Annotated in this window: 11 protein-coding genes; 3 read left to right on the top strand and 8 right to left on the bottom strand. The window is 64.9% G+C overall.

Features of this window, described 5'->3' with window-relative positions; all coding sequences use genetic code 11:
* Positions 1-7: 7 nt before the first annotated feature.
* The 7 genes from SIN08_RS14875 to SIN08_RS14845 all read right to left on the bottom strand — a co-directional run bounded on the left by SIN08_RS14875 (position 8) and on the right by SIN08_RS14845 (position 8,694).
* Positions 8-814 carry an enoyl-CoA hydratase/isomerase family protein gene (locus SIN08_RS14875; protein ID WP_322452385.1) on the bottom strand — a complete coding sequence of 269 codons (807 nt, stop codon included), beginning with the start codon at positions 812-814 and terminating at the stop codon, positions 8-10.
* Between the two features lie 26 nt (positions 815-840).
* Entirely contained in the window at positions 841-2,370 is a 1,530-nt protein-coding gene (locus tag SIN08_RS14870; RefSeq protein WP_322452384.1) for an AMP-binding protein, read from the bottom strand.
* Positions 2,363-2,875 (bottom strand): (2Fe-2S)-binding protein, encoded by a 513-nt coding sequence (locus SIN08_RS14865; protein ID WP_322452383.1) that lies wholly within the window; start codon positions 2,873-2,875, stop codon positions 2,363-2,365. Before SIN08_RS14865 ends, SIN08_RS14870 begins: the two co-directional genes overlap by 8 nt.
* Positions 2,863-3,693 (bottom strand): FAD binding domain-containing protein, encoded by an 831-nt coding sequence (locus SIN08_RS14860; RefSeq protein ID WP_322452382.1) that lies wholly within the window; start codon positions 3,691-3,693, stop codon positions 2,863-2,865. Before SIN08_RS14860 ends, SIN08_RS14865 begins: the two co-directional genes overlap by 13 nt.
* Positions 3,690-6,659, bottom strand: a complete 2,970-nt coding sequence (locus SIN08_RS14855) for a xanthine dehydrogenase family protein molybdopterin-binding subunit (RefSeq protein WP_322452381.1) — start codon at positions 6,657-6,659, stop codon at positions 3,690-3,692. Before SIN08_RS14855 ends, SIN08_RS14860 begins: the two co-directional genes overlap by 4 nt.
* Before the next feature lie 102 nt (positions 6,660-6,761).
* Positions 6,762-7,613 (bottom strand): AraC family transcriptional regulator, encoded by an 852-nt coding sequence (locus SIN08_RS14850; protein ID WP_322452380.1) that lies wholly within the window; start codon positions 7,611-7,613, stop codon positions 6,762-6,764.
* Between the two features lie 88 nt (positions 7,614-7,701).
* Positions 7,702-8,694 carry a LysR family transcriptional regulator gene (locus tag SIN08_RS14845; protein WP_322452379.1) on the bottom strand — a complete coding sequence of 331 codons (993 nt, stop codon included), beginning with the start codon at positions 8,692-8,694 and terminating at the stop codon, positions 7,702-7,704.
* A gap of 183 nt (positions 8,695-8,877) precedes the next feature.
* Here SIN08_RS14845 and SIN08_RS14840 point away from each other — a divergent pair, with 183 nt between their 5' ends.
* The 3 genes from SIN08_RS14840 to SIN08_RS14830 all read left to right on the top strand — a co-directional run bounded on the left by SIN08_RS14840 (position 8,878) and on the right by SIN08_RS14830 (position 14,306).
* Positions 8,878-9,705, top strand: coding sequence for an alpha/beta hydrolase (locus SIN08_RS14840; protein WP_322452556.1), 828 nt, complete (start codon positions 8,878-8,880; stop codon positions 9,703-9,705).
* Between the two features lie 31 nt (positions 9,706-9,736).
* Positions 9,737-10,954, top strand: coding sequence for an efflux RND transporter periplasmic adaptor subunit (locus SIN08_RS14835; protein WP_322452378.1), 1,218 nt, complete (start codon positions 9,737-9,739; stop codon positions 10,952-10,954).
* Between the two features lie 130 nt (positions 10,955-11,084).
* On the top strand, positions 11,085-14,306 hold the full coding sequence (locus SIN08_RS14830) for an efflux RND transporter permease subunit (RefSeq protein ID WP_322452377.1): 3,222 nt from the start codon (positions 11,085-11,087) through the stop codon (positions 14,304-14,306).
* A gap of 206 nt (positions 14,307-14,512) precedes the next feature.
* On the opposite strand, the gene SIN08_RS14825 is transcribed toward SIN08_RS14830, so the two are convergent.
* Entirely contained in the window at positions 14,513-16,507 is a 1,995-nt protein-coding gene (locus SIN08_RS14825) for a BCCT family transporter (protein WP_322452555.1), read from the bottom strand.
* Positions 16,508-16,523 lie beyond the last annotated feature (16 nt).

Here is a 16,523-nt window from a genome sequence, read left to right as displayed (position 1 = left end):
TAGGCCGTTAGCTGCCGATGAATTTCGGCGCGCGTTTTTCGTGGAAGGCGTTTACGCCCTCGCGGAAATCGTCGGACGAGCGCAGGCGGCTGTAGCAATGCCCCTCGAGATCGATGGCAATGGACAGGTTCGCGTCGTCGGTGTCGTTGAGCAGCTTCTTGGCCGTGCGCTGGGCGAGTGGCGAGAAGGCGATCAGTTCTTCCACCAGCGCATCGACGGTGCTCTCGAGTTCCCCGTCGGGGACCACTTCCGTGGCGATGCCCCAATCATAGGCCTGCTGGCCGGTGATGCGCTTCGAGCGCATCACGATGTTCTTGGTGCGGGTGATGCCGACCATCTTCTGAAGGCGTGCCGATCCGCCGGAGCCCGGAATCTGGCCCAGCTTCTGCTCGGGCAGCGCGTAAAGCGTGGTCTCGCTGGCGATGCGGAAATCGCAGGCGAGCGACAGCTCGAAGCCGACGCCGAAGCAGTAGCCGCGGTTGGCCGCGATGACCGGCTTGGAACAGCGCGCCGGCGCGGCGATGTTCCAGGCGAGATGAGCCACGTGCTCGGGACTTGCCTCGAGGAAGCCCTTGATGTTGCCGCCCGAGGAGAAATGCGCGCCGGCGCCCGCAACGACGATGACACGGATGCGCTCGTCGGCGTCCAGCGCCTCGAAGACGAGGCGGAGTTGATCGCGCTCGGCCATCGACACGACATTGTAGGGCGGACGGTCGAGCGTGATGTCGGCATGCTGGCGCTCCGGGTCCACGGTGACGGTGAAGCCGTCGAGCTCGGCCAGGCGCGGATCATCGAATTGCATTTTCTGGGCCATGACGAATGGTGTCCTTTCGGTCTTGCCTATTGGGTCTCTTTATCGGCTTCGCGCGTGCGCTCGAGGCTGTATTCGCCCGCCACCAGCATGCGGCGCAGGATCTTTCCGACCGGCGATTTGGGGATTTCGTTCACGAAGACGAAACGGCGCGGGCGGCGGAAATTCGCCAACCCGGACGTCCGGCAGTGAGCGTCGAGCTCCTCCTCCGAGACGTTACCCCTGCGCTTGACGAAGGCGGTGACGATCTTGCCCCAGCGCTCGTCGGGCAGGCCCACCACCGCGACCTCGGCCACCTGCTCATGAAGGGAAAGACAGCTCTCCACCTCGACCGGCGACACGTTCTCGCCGCCGGTGATGATCATGTCGTCCACTCGGCCCGTGACGAAGAGATCGCCGTCCGCGTCGAAGAAGCCGGTATCGCCGGTGAAATACCAGCCCTGGCGCAGCGCCTTGGCGTCGGCATCGGGCCGTTTCCAGTATCCTTCGAAGGATTCGTCGCCCTTGAGGTAGGCGATGATTTCGCCTTCCTCGCCAACCCCGGCGCGCTCGTCCGGCGAGCCCGCGCCGAGCTTCACGACGCGGATCATCTGGTTGATGCCGGCGCGCCCGGCCGAACCGGGCTTGGCGACCGCGTTCTGTTCGATGGTGAAGGTGTAGATCTCGGACGAGCCGTAGTGGTTGACGAACAGCTCCGGCCGGAACAGCGCATCGAGCTTCTTGAGGAGACCGTCCGTCATGGAGGCCCCGGCAAAGCCGAGCTTGGTGACGCTTTCGACGCGCTCGGGCGAAAAGCCCGCATCGTGGATGAGATCGTGATAGAGCGTCGGCACCAGGTAGAGGTTGGTGATCTTCTCCCCTTCGATCAGCTCGATGGCACGCGCGGCACTGAACCGCGGCAGGCAGATGAAGGCGCCGCCCGTCAGCGACGAAGCAATCAGGGAGCGCACGCCCATCGTGTGGTAGAGCGGCATGACACCGAGTGTGCGTTCCCCGTGCCGGTAGAGGTTCTGCGCCACATGGGCGATGGCCCCCGCCCGCTCGGCACGGTGACGGCGCGGCACGCCCTTGGGGCGCGAGGTGGTGCCGGAGGTATAGAGCATCAGCGACCAGTCCTCCGCGCTCGCCCTCGGCGCGACCTCGGGTGCGTCGGCTTTCATCATGGAAACGAGTTCGGCGGCGGAAACAGCCGGCAGTCCGACTGCGGACGGCGCGTTCTCGACGGCCTCCCGGGTGATCTCCTCATAGAAGATGCCCTTGATCTCGGCGTCCTGGACGACATAGTCCACCTCATCGCCCTTGGCCCGCCAGTTGAGCGGCGTGACGATCAGGCCGGCGAACTGGCAGGCCCAGTGCAGGGAAGCGTTTTCCCAACGGTTCATCATCAGGGTCAGAACGTGATCTCCGGGCTTCAGGCCGAGCCCGTCCAGCCCGGCGACGAGCGCGGAAATCTTGCGGTACCACTCGGCGTAGGTGAGCCGCGTGTCGCCGTCGACCACGGCCAGTGCAGCCGGATCCCGGCTCACGCTGGCCAGAAAACTCGCTCCCAGATCAAGCATTGTCGTCTTGCTCCTTCCTCAACTCCTCCACGGCCGCGAGTGCAGCCGCCACGATCGTGACGTAGCCGGTACAGCGGCACAGATGTCCCGACAGGTGCTCGCGAATGTCCTCCCGATCCGCATCGGGCTTGGCCGTCAGCAATGCGTCGAGCGTCATCAGGATGCCCGGCGTGCAGAAGCCGCACTGCAGACCGTATTGCTCCCTGAAGGCCGCCTGGAGGGTGGACAGCCGTCCGGGTTCCGGCGCCAGGGCCTCGACGGTGCGCACGTCGGTCCCCTCGATCTGCGCGGCAAGAATCAGGCAGGCGCGCGCCGGCGCACCGTCCACCTGGACAGTGCAGGCGCCGCACACACCGTGCTCGCAGCCCACATGCGTCCCGGTCGCGCCGATCTCATGGCGCAGCAGATCGGTCAGAAGCGTTCGGTTCTCAGCATCAACCTCCACCTTCCGTCCATTGAGGCGGAAGGTGACGCGGTGTCTCTCGCGGGCGGTCAACTGCGGCATGCTGCGCGGGCCTCCGTGATCGTTTCCCGACCGAGCCGCCGCACCAGTTCGCGCCGGTAGCGCGCGCTTGCATGGAGATCGTCGCGCGCGTTGAGCGACCAGGCGATGTCGTTGAGCGCATCGTCGAGGGCGTCGCCGTCCCCGGTGGGTACCGCAAAGCAGCGCGGCTGGTCGTCGACACCGGCAATTGCGAGGCGCGTGCCAGCCGCATCGGCAACCGCGACGCAGGCCACAATGGCAAAGTCGCCGTGCCGGCGTCCGATCTCGCGGAAGGCAAAACCCGTCCCGGAAGCCGCGAGAGGAAAGGAAACGGCCTCGATCATTTCGCCCTCGGCGATCGCGGTCGTCATCATGCCGACAAAAAAGTCCGAGGCGGGCACCGAACGTGCCTTCCTTTTGCCGCGCAGCCGCACCCAACCGCCGAGCGCCATGAGCGACAGCGGCAGTTCCGCGCTGGGATCGGCATGGGCGATCGATCCGCACACCGTTCCGCGGGCGCGCGTCTGCACATGGCCGACCCAGCCGATCACCTTCGCCAGAAGCGGCAGCTTTTCGGCAAGTTGCGGCCATGCCTCGAGTGCGGCCTGCCGCACGCCCGCGCCGACCACGATCTCGGCCCCCTCCTCGCGGATGGAGCGCAAGGCATCGAGCCGCATGATGTCGATCAGTACCGCTGGGCGCGCAAGGCGCATGTTGAGCATCGGCACGAGCGATTGCCCGCCGGCGATCACGCGCGCATCGGCGCCGAACCTGGCGAGCGCCTCCAGCGCTTCCTCGAGGCTGTCCGGACGCAGGAAATCGAAGGCGGCCGGCTTCATGCGCGCCCTCCGAGATAGGCCTTGAGACGGGCAAGCAGGCCTTGACGGCCGGCAGAACCGCCGTCGGCATGGCGTGCCAGCGCCTGGAAGAACTGTCCGATGACCACGCGCGCCGCACCGTCGAGCAGGCGACCGCCGACGGATGCGACCTTGCCGCCGATCCCGGCCTCGTACCGGTAGGACACGATGGTCCGCCCCTCATCTTCCGCAAGGGTGATGTGCCCGACACCGTTGCCGGAGCCGAGCGCGCCCCTGGTGGAGCCGCTCAGCGTCACGGATTCGGGCTCGACCATGTCGGAGAGCTTGATCTCGGCCTCATAGCGCCCCTTGACCGGCCCGACCCCGAGCGTGACGTCGGCGCGAAAATGCGTGTCACTGACCTTCTCGACGCCATGAGCGCCGGGAATGATCGCTTCGAGCGTGCCGGGATCGAGCAGCATCCGCCAGACCGCCTCGCGGGATGCGGCCACCGTGGCGCTGCCCTCACCGGTCAATTGCCGCTCGCCCGGTCGCCCTGGTTCTTGCGCCTGCACCGCCTCGGGAGCCGGGGACTGCTTCTCCTCGCCAAAGATCAATTCGCCGATCCGGCCAGGTGAGAGCGGCAGCGTGAGGTCGGCAGCTCCGGTGGCGTCGGCGATCGCATTGGCGATGCAAACGGGCGTCGACATGCAGTTGCCCTCGCCCACGCCCTTCGCACCGAGCGGCGTAAAGGGCGACGGGCTCTCGTAGTGCAGGATCAGCGGCTCCGGCGTCTCCATCACCGTCGGCATCAGGTAGTCAGCCAGCGTGCCGGATAGGAACGCGCCGTCATCGCCGTAGGCGTATTCCTCGAAAAGCGCGGCACCGAGCCCCTGGGCGAAAGCCCCCCTCACCTGCCCCTCAACCATGCCGGGATGCAGGATGCGGCCGCAGTCGTGCATGGTGACGTATTTGTCGATGCGGACCGCACCCGTGACGCGGTCGATCTCGACGCCGCAGAAATCGAAGATGAAGCCGTGGCAGAGGGAGGAGTTGATCCCGTCCTCGGGCGTCGGCGCCTCGAGCTGCTCCGGCGTCCAGAACACCGTTTCGCTGATCGTGTGGCCGACACCGTCCGGCAGCGTGCCGGGCGCCCAGTGGCTTGCGGCGGCGACACGGCTGAAGGAAATCCCGTTGTCGGGATTGTTGCGGTCGAAAATGCGCCCTCCGGCAAATTCGACCTGGCCGGCCTCGATATTGAGCTGGCTCGCGGCAATGGCGGCAAGCCGCGCGCGGAGCCGATCGGCGGCCATTTTCGCTGTGCCGGCGACGGCGGCCGCAAAGCGGCTCGAATAGTTGCCGGAGGCAATGGACCAGGCATCCCGCCCCGTATCGAGCTCCGTGTTCACGCGGACGGCTTCGAGCGGCAGACCCAGACGCTCGGCCACCACCTGGGCAAGCACCGTGCGGTGCCCCTGCCCTTGTGGGGTGGAGGCCACCTTGACCGTGACCGAACCGAGGGGATCGATGCCGACGGTGGCGACCGCCTGCGCGCCGTTCTTGGGGCCGGCCTTGGCGCGCTCCTCGGGCGTGAGAGCGGTGGTGATGTAGCCCATGTTGGAGACACTGGGCTCGACCGCCGCGGCAAGGCCGATGCCGTAGAGCCTGCCCTCCGCGCGGGCACGGTCGCGCTTTTCGACAAGCGCGGCATAGCCGCCGTCAACCACCGCCGCCTCGAGCGCGGCCGGATAGTCGCCGGAATCGAGCAGCGCCCCCGTTGCCGTGCGGTAGGGAAAGGCGCCCGACGGCACCAGATTGCGGCGGATAACCTCGAGCCGCTCGAGGCCAAGCGCATCAGCGATGCGGTGAACGAGCCGTTCCAGCGGATAATAGACCTGCGGGCCGCCGAAGCCGCGATTGAGGCCGGTCGGCGTCTTGTTGGTCAGGACGACCCGGTTGTGTATGGCGACGTTTTGAATGGCATAGGCGCCCGTCATGTTGCCGTGCATGCGGTAGAGCGTTGCCGGCTCAGGCGCGCGCAGATGGGCGCCGCAATCCTCGATCTGGTCCCAGGAGAGCGCGGTGATCCGGCCGTCGGCCTCCACCGCCGCCTCGAGGCGCGTGACGCGCCCCGTCGCCGAGACCGAGGCCATCAGATGCTCGAGCCTGTCCTCGACCCATTTGACGGGTCGGCCGGCAACGCGCGCGGCGACAGCGGCAAGCACGACATAGACGAACACGCCCTGCTTGACGCCGAAGGAACCGCCGGAATCGGGCGGCGTCCTGAGGCGCATGCGGTTTCCCGGAACCTTCAGGGCGCGGGCGATGACCGCATGTATGGAAAACGGCCCCTGGAAGTTGGCCGTGACGTCATAGGCATCCTCGCCGGGATCGTATTCGGCGATCACGCCGTAGGTTTCGATCGGCGTGCAGGAACTACGCGGATAGGAGACATCGACGGCGATGCGGTGCGGGGCGCTGGCGAAAGCCGCTTCGGGATCGCCGTAGCGGAAGCGCCGCTCGCTGATGCAGTTGCTGCCGAGCGAGGGATGAAGCAGTGCGGCGTCTTCCGAAAGGGCGGCAACAGGATCGACCACCACCGGCAGGATCTCATAGTCGACCTCGATCAGGTCGAGCGCGTCTTCGGCGAGATAGCGGTTTTCGGCGACGACGATCGCCACCGGCTCGCCCACATAGCGCACCCTGTCGCGCGCTATCGGCCAGCAGTCCACGTTGGCCTTGACGCCGACGGTGAGGCTGCGCGTCAGCGCCGCCACATCCTCGCCGGTCAGGACCGCCAAGACGCCTTCCATCTTGCGGGCGCGCGCGGCATCGATCGAACGGATCTCGGCGTGGGCATGAGGGGAGCGCAAGATCGCGGCTTCTGCCGTGTTCCGGCTCGTCGGCAAATCGTCGAGATAACGGCCGCGCCCCGTCAGCAGCGCGGCGTCCTCCACACGCGGCACGGAACGTCCGACCAGACCCGCTAAATTTGCGGTTTCGTTCATCGACTCCTCCCCGGCGCCAAGCACGAACGGCGCCTTGTGCGCTCATCGCGCAGGCGATGCGCAACCGCGATACCGCGCAGTCTTACGACTTACCGAGGAGTCTCAAATTCGTGCCGCAAGGTGGGTCACCTTGCGGAAGGCGCTGGGCGAGGAACCCGCGTGATCATGGAAGAACCTGGAGAAATGCGCCGGCACCGAGAAGCCCAGACTCTCGCCGATGGAGGCAAATGTCGCGTCGCTCTCCACCACCTGCTCGACGGCCCGCTCGATGCGTTGGACATTCAGAAACACGCGCGGGCTGACGCCGATGCTCGTTTCGAAGAGGCGGAAGAAGTGCGCCCGTGAAAGACCGACATCGCGTGCCAGCGCCGTCATGTCGTCGACTTCGCCGGGCGCACTCTGGATGCGTCTCACGGCTTTCCTGATCCGGTGGTCCATGGTCATCCTGCCGGCCAGGCTCCGGACGGAATGCGGCAGCCCTCGCCAGGCGGTGAACTGCTCGATCACCGCGATCATAAGCTGGCCGAGCAGTTTCTCATGCGTCCCCGTCTCCTCCGGCGCATAGACCATGGTGGCGGCGAGCAGGTCCGTTTTTCGCCGGATTTCCGGCGTAATGGCGCCCGCGTTCCTGTCGAAGAAATCCGGTGCGTTGCTGGCCATCCAGTTGGGGCGGAAATGCGCGAGCCAGTGCGGTTGGATATAGAGCGCGAGGATCACCGTTTTCGGCTGCCCGGAATAATGGTGGTAGGCGTGCGGCTCCCAGGCGTTGATGAGGACGGCGTTCTCGTCCGTCAGGGGTGCGGTGCCGTCGCGCACCTGAAACTGCGTGTCCGCCCCCTCCACCTTCAGCAGGACATGACAATGCGGATGCGCATGGCGCACCAACGGGCGGTCCATATCCAGAAGCGCCACCCGACCGAAGGGGCCTCTCGCGATCCGCAGAGCATCCGACATGGATTGTTTTAGCCATTTTATCGCACAAAATGCAATTGAGACGAAAATTCGCGGACCCGCGGCGGTCCGCCTCTTTCTTTCCAGCCTTTCAGTCCTCCGCCTCCACCGGCCGGCCCTGCTCGTGCAATCCTCTCCATGCGTCCTCGCTCGGCTGTCCGAGCACGGCGGCAGGGTCGGCCTCAATCCCGGAGTTTGCCAGGAGATCGGCGATCCAGTCGACGAAGACACGCAGCTTATTGCTCAGATGCCGGTTGGGGGGATAGACGACGAAAAGCGGCATCGGCTCCCGCGTCCATTCGGATAGCACCGGCTGCAGGCTGCCGTCGGCAAACGCGTCCCTGGCCATGAAAAGAGGTGCCTGGACGATGCCTGCGCCGGCCTTTGCCGCGGTGATGTAGGTGATCGCTTCGTTTGCCGAGACGATGTAGCGCCCGTGCACCTCCACCTCCTCGTCGCCCCGCCTGAAAAGAAAGGGCTGCTGCCGCCCCGTCTGCGCCTGGAAGAAACTCACGATGTGGTGGTCCCGCTCCAGATCCAGCGGATGTTGCGGTGCACCGAACCGTTCCAGGTAACCGGGCGCAGCGCAGGTCACGAAGCTGATGGCGGAAACGCGCCGGGCGATCAACGACTGGTCGGCGATTTCGCCGCCGCGAACGGCGCAATCGACATTTTCGCCCAGAATGTCCACCGGCCGGTCGGAAATGCCGAGGTCGAGCTGGATGTCGGGATACCGGTCATGGAATGCGCAGAGTTCGGGGATGAGGATCAGGTTGGCAATGGCCCCCGACATCTCCACCCGGAGCTTTCCCTTGGGCAGGCGCTGTGAGCTCGCCATGCTGCTGTCGAGTTCATCGATTTCGGCCAGCAGGCGCACGGCCCTGTCATAATAGAGTGCCCCGTCGGGGGTAATAAGAACACGGCGGGTGGTCCGGTTGAGAAGCTTGGTGCGCAGGTGCGCCTCGAGCCCCTGGACCAGCTTGGTGACCGTCGCCTTCGGTACGGCGAGCATCTCCGAAGCCCGCGTGAAACTGCCGGTCTCGACGACCCGGACGAACGTGCGCATGGCGGCGAGCTGATCCATGGCGATCTCCTGCTGGCGCTCAATTGTTCACAAATAGAAATAGTGAAGTCATAAACCAAGGGCTTTTTCCATGGAGGAATGATGCCCATCTGTGGCGCGGGCATGGCGCCGGCACACCGGCTCCCGACAGGATGCTGTCAGGAGGGGTGTGCAAGAAGATGCGAATTGAGGGAAGCCGGACAGATGCATGTGAGCTGGACAGAGGACGTGCTGGAGAGCGAAGCCTGCTCTGTGCCGGTGCGCATCTATCGCGGCACATCGCCCGAGAAGGCTCCGCCGCTCGTGCTGCATCTGCATGGCGGCACCTTTCTCGGCGGATCGCCGGCGGAAGGGCACAGCGTGGCCGCTGTGCTGGCCGAAGCCGGCGCAGTGGTCGTCGCCCCCGACTATTCACGGGCCACCGAGCATCCTTTTCCAAGGGCGCTCGAACTGGCCTTCGAGCTGTTGGGTTCCCTCTACCGCCTCCGTGCGAGACTGGCGGGTCCGAAATCGGCCCTCTATGTGGCTGGCGAGGAGGCTGGCGGCAATCTCGCCGCAGGCCTTGCGTTGAAGGCGCGCGACCGGTGCGTCGGCGGTCTTGATGGCCAGATCCTGCTCTCCCCCATGCTCGATCCGTGCATGGCCACGGGCTCCTTCCGCAGGGAAAGCACCAATCCAAGGGGCTGCCGCTGGACCGAAGGCTGGAACCGCTACTTGGGTTTCGCCGCCAACGCCTGTCACCCCTATGCCGTGCCGGCTTTCAGTGCGCGCCTGGCAAGCCTTGCTCCGGCGCTCATCGTCACCGCCGAAGACGACCCGATGCGCGATGAGAGCCTGAATTACGCGTGCCGCCTGCGTCAGGCGGGCGTGCGCGTCAGTGAACATGTGTTGCCCGGGCCGACGGGATGGCCCGCCTCCTATTCGGGACCGGCGGAGAGCCGGCCAAAGTGGAGACAAGCCATCCGCACCCTTTTTGCGAAGTTCTTCCAAGAAACAGGAGCCTTCTCCGCTCAAGCGAAGCCCTCAACCTGATCCGGCCTTATAGGCCTCTAGGAGATTATCGATGAAGAAGATTGCCGTTCGCCGGCTCCTCTGGGGCGCCGGCCTGACCCTTGTCGTCTCGATTTCGGCTGGTGTGCTGGCCATCAATTCGTTCCAGGTGATGGGCGCGAAAGCCGAGTCGGCCGCGCCGGAGGCACCTCAGGCCGTGCCCGTCTCCGTTGCGGTCGTGGAGCCGCAGGCGGTCATGACCTGGCAGGAATTCTCAGGCCGGCTCGAGGCGGTCGACCGTGTTCAGCTTCGCTCGCGCGTGGCCGGAGCGATCCAGGCCGTGCATTTCCGCGAGGGGGCGCTCGTCACGGAAGGCGCCCTCCTCGTGTCCATCGACCCTGCACCCTATGCCGCGGCGGTCGCGCAGGCGGAAGCGGTGGTCGCGGCCGCCAAGGCGCGGGTGGAACTGGCCCGGCTCGAGCTCGAACGCGGGCGCAAGCTCGCGGAAAACCGTACCGTCTCGCAAAGCGACCTCGACCAGAGGCTCAGCGCCTATCACGAGGCCGAGGCAAGCTTGAGATCGGCCGAAGCCGCATTACAAGCCGCGCGGCTCGACCTCGGCTACACGGAGATCCGTGCGCCGATCTCCGGCCGCGCCGGCAAATTCGAGATCACGGAGGGCAACCTGGTCGCGGCCGGTGCGAATTCCCCGGTGCTCACCAGCCTCGTTTCAGTCGATCCGATCTATGCAAGCTTCGATGTGGACGAGGATTCCGTCTCGCGCGTCCTGGCCGAGCTTCCGTCCGGTCCTTCCGGCGTACCCGACATCGAACAGATCCCTGTCGAGATCAGCGCGGCCGAGGGCGCGCCGATCCAGGGCAAGCTTCAGTTCATCGACAACACGGTCGACACGGAGAGCGGCACCATCCGCGTCAGGGCCGTCTTCGACAATCCCGAAGGCCGCTTGATCCCGGGCCAGTTCGTCCGCGTGCGCCTCGGCCAGCCGAATCCGCGGCCCGAGCTCGTCATCAGCGAGCGCGCTGTCGGAACCGACCAGGACAAGAGGTTCGTGCTGGTGGTCGATGACGAGAACAAGATCGCCTACCGCCAAGTGACGCTGGGGCAGACGGCCGAAGGCCTGCGCATAGTCGCTGACGGCCTCGATGCCGGCGAGCGCATCGTCGTGAACGGCCTGCAGCGAGTTCGTCCGGGCGCTCTGGTGGATCCACAGCAAGTCGGCATGTCACCCGCCGAGCAAACCGTCGCCGGTGCGGATTCGGGGCTGCAGTAGCGGCGATAGCTGGAAGCACGGAACTGCCGGCGTTCTGTCGCGCCCCCACCCAGCTGGACCGGGGACGCAATGAGATGTCCGGCTTTGCCCGTTCACTTTTCAATCCCGCTTTGTGAAAGGGCGGATACCGATGAATATTTCGCAATTTTTTGTCGACCGCCCGGTCTTTGCGGGTGTGCTTTCGATCCTGATCCTGGTCGCCGGCCTGCTGGGCCTGAGGGTGCTTCCGATCTCCGAATACCCGGAAGTCGTTCCGCCCTCCATCGTCGTGCGCGCGCAGTATCCGGGGGCCAATCCCAAGGTGATCGCCGAGACGGTGGCAACGCCCATCGAGGAGGCCATCAACGGCGTCGAGGATATGCTTTACATGTCGAGCCAGGGCACGACGGACGGGCTGATGACGCTCACCGTCACCTTCAAGCTCGGCACGGATCCCGACAGGGCGCAGCAGCTCGTGCAGAACCGCGTCGCGCAGGCCGAGCCGCGCCTGCCCGAGGAGGTGCGGCGGCTCGGCATAACCACGGTCAAGAGCTCACCCGATCTCACCATGGTCGTGCACCTGCTCTCGCCCAACGACCGCTACGACATCACCTATCTGCGCAACTACGCGGTGCTCAAGGTGAAGGACCGGCTGGCACGCATCGAAGGTGTCGGCCAGGTGCAGGTCTTCGGTTCGGGCGACTATTCCATGCGCGTCTGGCTCGACCCGCAGAAGATCGCGGAGCGCGGGCTTTCGGCAAACGAAGTGGTCGCCGCGATCCGCGAGCAGAATATCCAGGCCGCCGCCGGCGTGGTGGGCGGCGCGCCCAGCGTGCCCGGCGTCGACCTGCAGCTTTCGGTCAACGCGCAGGGACGTCTCAGGACTCCGGAGCAATTCGGCGACATCATCGTCAAGGCCGGCAAGAACGGCGAGGTCACACGGCTGCGCGACATCGCCCGGATCGAGCTCGGCTCGGCCGAATATGCGCTGCGCTCTCTGCTCGACAACAAGCCGGCCGTGGCCATCGGTATTTTCCAGGCGCCGAACTCCAACGCCATCCAGATCTCCGACGATATCCAGACGGTCATGGACGAGTTGCAGCAGACCATGCCGGAGGGCGTGGAATACCGCATCGTCTACGACACGACGCAGTTCGTCCGCGCCTCAATCGACGCGGTGGTGCACACGCTGCTCGAGGCGATCGCGCTCGTGGTCCTCGTCGTCATCGTCTTCCTGCAGACCTGGCGCGCCTCGATCATCCCGCTGGTGGCCGTCCCCGTCTCCATCATCGGCACCTTCGCGGTGCTCTACGTCTTCGGCTTCTCGATCAACGCGCTCAGCCTCTTCGGCCTGGTGCTCGCCATCGGCATCGTGGTGGACGACGCCATCGTCGTGGTGGAGAATGTCGAACGCAACATCGAGGAAGGGCTGTCGCCGCGCGATGCGACCTACCGCGCCATGCGGGAGGTTTCCGGCCCGATCGTCGCCATCGCGTTGGTGCTGGTGGCCGTCTTCGTGCCGCTCGCCTTCATCTCGGGTCTTACGGGGCAGTTCTACCGGCAGTTCGCGCTCACCATTGCGATTTCGACCGTTATCTCCGCCTTCAACTCGCTGACGCTGTCGCCGGCGCTGGCGGCCATGCTTCTGCGCGGCCACGATGCGCCGAAGGACTGGCTGACCCGTCTCATCGACCGCCTTTTCGGCTGGTTCTTCCGCGGCTTCAACCGCGCCTTCGGCGCCAGCTCCAGCGCCTATAGCGGCGGTGTGCACAGCATCCTTTCGCGCAAGACACTGATCATGGGGCTCTACCTCGTGCTGGTGGGCGCCACGGTGTTCGTCTTCAACAAGGTTCCGGGCGGTTTCGTGCCGGCGCAGGACAAGCAGTATCTCGTGGGCTTCGCCCAGCTTCCCGACGGCGCCACGCTCGACCGCACCGAGGAAGTGATCCGGCGCATGGGCGACGTCGCCCTTGAGCAGCCGGGCGTGGAAAGCGCCATCGCCTTCCCCGGCCTGTCGATCAACGGCTTCACCAACAGCTCGAATGCCGGCATCGTCTTCCTGTCGCTGAAACCTTTCGAGGAGCGGACGACGCCGGAGCTTTCGGGCGGCGCCATCGCCATGCAGCTCAACCAGAGCTTCGCCGGTATCCAGGAGGCGTTCATCGCCATGTTCCCGCCGCCGCCGGTGCAGGGACTCGGCACGATCGGCGGGTTCAAGCTGCAGATCGAGGACCGAAACGGGTTGGGCTACGAGGCGCTCGACGCGGCGACCAAGGCTTTCCTCGCCGAGGCCTACCAGGCGCCCGAGCTGACCGGCCTCTTCTCCAGCTACCAGATCAACGTCCCGCAGCTCTATGCCGATCTCGACCGCACCAAGGCGCACCAGCTCGGCGTGGCGGTAACCGACGTTTTCGACACGCTGCAAATCTATCTCGGCTCGCTCTACGTCAACGACTTCAACCAGTTCGGCCGGACATACTCCGTGCGCGTGCAGGCCGACGCGCCCTTCCGCGGCCGCGCGGAGGACATCGGCAGGCTGGAAGTGCGGTCGCAATCGGGCGAGATGATCCCGCTCTCCGCTCTGCTCGACGTCGTGCAGAGCGCCGGGCCGGAACGGGCGATGCGCTACAACGGTTTCCTGGCCGCCGACATCAATGGCGGGCCGGCACCGGGTTATTCCTCCGGCGAGGCGCAGGCCGCCGTCGAGCGGATCGCGGCGGAAACGCTGCCGCCCGGCATCAGCTTCGAGTGGACGGACCTCACCTACCAGCAGATCCTGGCCGGCAATTCGGGAGTGATCATCTTCCCGCTGGCCCTTCTCCTGGTGTTCCTGGTGCTCGCGGCACTCTATGAAAGCCTGGCGCTGCCGCTGGCGATCATCATGATCGTGCCGATGGGCATACTGTCTGCGCTGACGGGCGTGTGGCTCACCGGCGGCGACAACAACATCTTCACCCAGATCGGCCTCATCGTGCTGGTCGGGCTCTCCGCCAAGAACGCGATCCTGATCGTCGAGTTCGCACGCGAGCTCGAATTCGCCGGGCTGACGCCCAAGGACGCGGCGGTGGAGGCGGCGAGGCTCCGGCTCAGGCCGATCCTCATGACCTCGCTGGCCTTCATCATGGGCGTGGTGCCGCTGGTGTTCTCCACCGGCGCGGGCGCGGAGATGCGCAATGCCATGGGCATCGCCGTCTTCGCCGGCATGATCGGCGTCACCGTCTTCGGCATTTTCCTGACGCCGGTTTTCTACGTTCTGTTGCGCGCGCTTTCAGGCAACCGGCCGCTGAAGCGCACCGGCGAGGCCACCATTCCCGTCGTTCATGGCGGACAGGAGGAAGACATTCGCGACCAGCCGGCCGCACATCAACTCTGACCGGCCGTGGCCAGTCGGAGGGGTACCCTGCCCCGGACAATGCGCGCGGACTGGGTGTCCGCGCGCATTGTCATTTCTTCGAGCCGGGCATCCGGTCCGTAGGATCCAGATCAGTTCACCGTTCCACGGAAACGGTGAACTGATCTAACCGTTTGATTCTACGCAATTCCGGACGGAAAACCGGCTTCCACTTTTCCTGGAATTGCCTAGGCCTCGACCGTATGCTCCGGCGCGGCTTGCACCAGTTGGGATTCGTGGGATTGAACCAGATTGAGGTAACGTTCGAACTGAGCGAGAATATCCGCAATCAACTGGTCGCGGGTCATTCCCATGACGTCATATCCGCGCGCGCCGCTTGCGAAGTAGGTCTTCGCCTCGTATCGGAACTGTGGTTTGCCGGCGCGATGTCCCGACAACGACGGCAGCCGGTCCTTGTTCGGAAAGACACCGTAGACGAAGTCGCGAACCCCATCGGCATGCGAGCGCAGGGCAACGGCTCCGTTTTCTTCCTCCTGCACAACGGTCTCGCGGCCGCGATTGCAGAGTTCCTTGGCGATCTGTTCGAGAGCCGGCCGCACCTCGTCGGCAATGTAACGCTCGACTTCCTTCTGGCTTGGCGCATGGAGCATGAGCGCGAGCCTGCGTTGCCAGGTCAAACCTGCAGCAGGCTGCGCAGGCGGAGACAGAGGTGAAACCGCATTTGCGTGCTGCTGGGCCAGGTCGGCGCGCATGCCCGCCACCAATGCCCAGACGAGTGTGAGCACGACGAAAGTGAACGGCAGCGCACTGGCAATCGTCGCCGACTGCAACGCACCCAGTCCACCCGCCAGCAGCAAGCTCGCCGCGACCAGTCCCTCAAGGACACACCAGAAGACACGCTGTCCGATTGTCGTTTCCGTCTCTCCGCCGGCCGCAATGGAATCGATCACCAGGGATCCGGAATCCGACGAGGTTACGAAAAAGACAGCCACCAGAATGACGGCCAATGTCGACGTCAGCCCCGAAAAGGGCAGATATTCGAAAAATTGGAAAAGCCCCACTGACACATCGTCGGCAACTGCCGCGCCCAACACGCCAGCGGCAACACCCGTATCGATATAGATCGCCGTGTTGCCGAAGACGGTCATCCAGAAGAAGGTGAAACCCGCAGGAATGAACAACACCGCGACGATGAATTCACGAACCGTGCGGCCACGCGATATGCGGGCTATGAACATCCCGACGAACGGTGACCAGGAAATCCACCAGGCCCAGTAGAAGAGCGTCCAGCCGTCGATCCATGGCGTCGGTTCGTAGGCATAGATGTTGAACGTGCGCAGTACCAGAGTGTCGAGATAGAGGCCGATATTCTGGACAAAGTCGCGGAAGAGGCTGGCGGTCGGCCCTACGACCAGCACGAAAAGCATCAGAAGAACGGCAACAACGAGATTGCTCTCGGAGAGGATACGTATGCCCTTGTCGAGACCTGTCACGACCGAAACCGTCGCCAGTGCCGTGACCAGAGCAATCAAGGGCAGCTGGACTTGAGGCCCCATCGGCAAACCGACAAGGTAGTTGAGGCCGGCGTTGATCTGACTGACACCCAGCCCGAGGGACGTGGCGATCCCGAACATCGTGCCGACGATGGCGAAGATGTCGACCGCATGCCCGATGGGACCGTTGATGCGCTCCTTGAGCAGCGGATAAAGGCCCGAACGGATCGTCAGGGGCAGATTGTAACGGTAGCCGAAATAGGCGAGCGACAGGCCCACCACGGCGTAAATCCCCCAGGCATGGATACCCCAGTGGAAAAAGGTTACCGACATCGCCTCGCGTGTCGCCTCGATCGAGCGCGGTTCAGCTTTTGGCGGGCGCATGAAATGGGTCATCGGCTCACCGACCGCGTAGAACATCAGGCCGATACCCATGCCTGCCGCGAACAGCATGGCGATCCACGAGATGAACCGGAAATCCGGAGTGGAGTCATCCGGTCCCAGTTTCAGTTGGCCGTAGTTCCCCAGGCACAGCAGGAGAGCGGTCGCCAGAAAGATGCCGACCGACAACAGATAAAGCCAACCGAAAGCATCCAGGATCGCCGACTGGAGCGCACCGAACATCGCGCCGGCCTGTTCAGGCATGATGATGCCGATGGCCAGGAAGAAGCCGATGATCAGAACCGAACCGAAGAAGACCGGCGGGTTGATGACGAATGATTTCAGCATTGTGCGTTGATCCCCC

The sequence above is a fragment of the Chelativorans sp. M5D2P16 genome, assembly GCF_034427935.1.
Taxonomy (GTDB): Bacteria; Pseudomonadota; Alphaproteobacteria; order Rhizobiales; family Rhizobiaceae; genus Chelativorans.
This window is presented reverse-complemented; position numbering and strand designations above follow the sequence as displayed.

Excerpts from the sequence above, each read along its gene's own strand:
- SIN08_RS14830 (WP_322452377.1), top strand. The coding sequence starts at position 11,085 with ATGAATATTTCGCAATTTTTTGTCGACCGCCCGGTCTTTGCGGGTGTG.
- SIN08_RS14865 (WP_322452383.1), bottom strand. The coding sequence starts at position 2,875 with ATGCCGCAGTTGACCGCCCGCGAGAGACACCGCGTCACCTTCCGCCTC.
- SIN08_RS14870 (WP_322452384.1), bottom strand. The coding sequence starts at position 2,370 with ATGCTTGATCTGGGAGCGAGTTTTCTGGCCAGCGTGAGCCGGGATCCG.
- SIN08_RS14855 (WP_322452381.1), bottom strand. The coding sequence starts at position 6,659 with ATGAACGAAACCGCAAATTTAGCGGGTCTGGTCGGACGTTCCGTGCCG.
- SIN08_RS14825 (WP_322452555.1), bottom strand. The coding sequence starts at position 16,507 with ATGCTGAAATCATTCGTCATCAACCCGCCGGTCTTCTTCGGTTCGGTT.
- SIN08_RS14835 (WP_322452378.1), top strand. The coding sequence starts at position 9,737 with ATGAAGAAGATTGCCGTTCGCCGGCTCCTCTGGGGCGCCGGCCTGACC.
- SIN08_RS14840 (WP_322452556.1), top strand. The coding sequence starts at position 8,878 with ATGCATGTGAGCTGGACAGAGGACGTGCTGGAGAGCGAAGCCTGCTCT.
- SIN08_RS14845 (WP_322452379.1), bottom strand. The coding sequence starts at position 8,694 with ATGGATCAGCTCGCCGCCATGCGCACGTTCGTCCGGGTCGTCGAGACC.
- SIN08_RS14875 (WP_322452385.1), bottom strand. The coding sequence starts at position 814 with ATGGCCCAGAAAATGCAATTCGATGATCCGCGCCTGGCCGAGCTCGAC.
- SIN08_RS14860 (WP_322452382.1), bottom strand. The coding sequence starts at position 3,693 with ATGAAGCCGGCCGCCTTCGATTTCCTGCGTCCGGACAGCCTCGAGGAA.
- SIN08_RS14850 (WP_322452380.1), bottom strand. The coding sequence starts at position 7,613 with ATGTCGGATGCTCTGCGGATCGCGAGAGGCCCCTTCGGTCGGGTGGCG.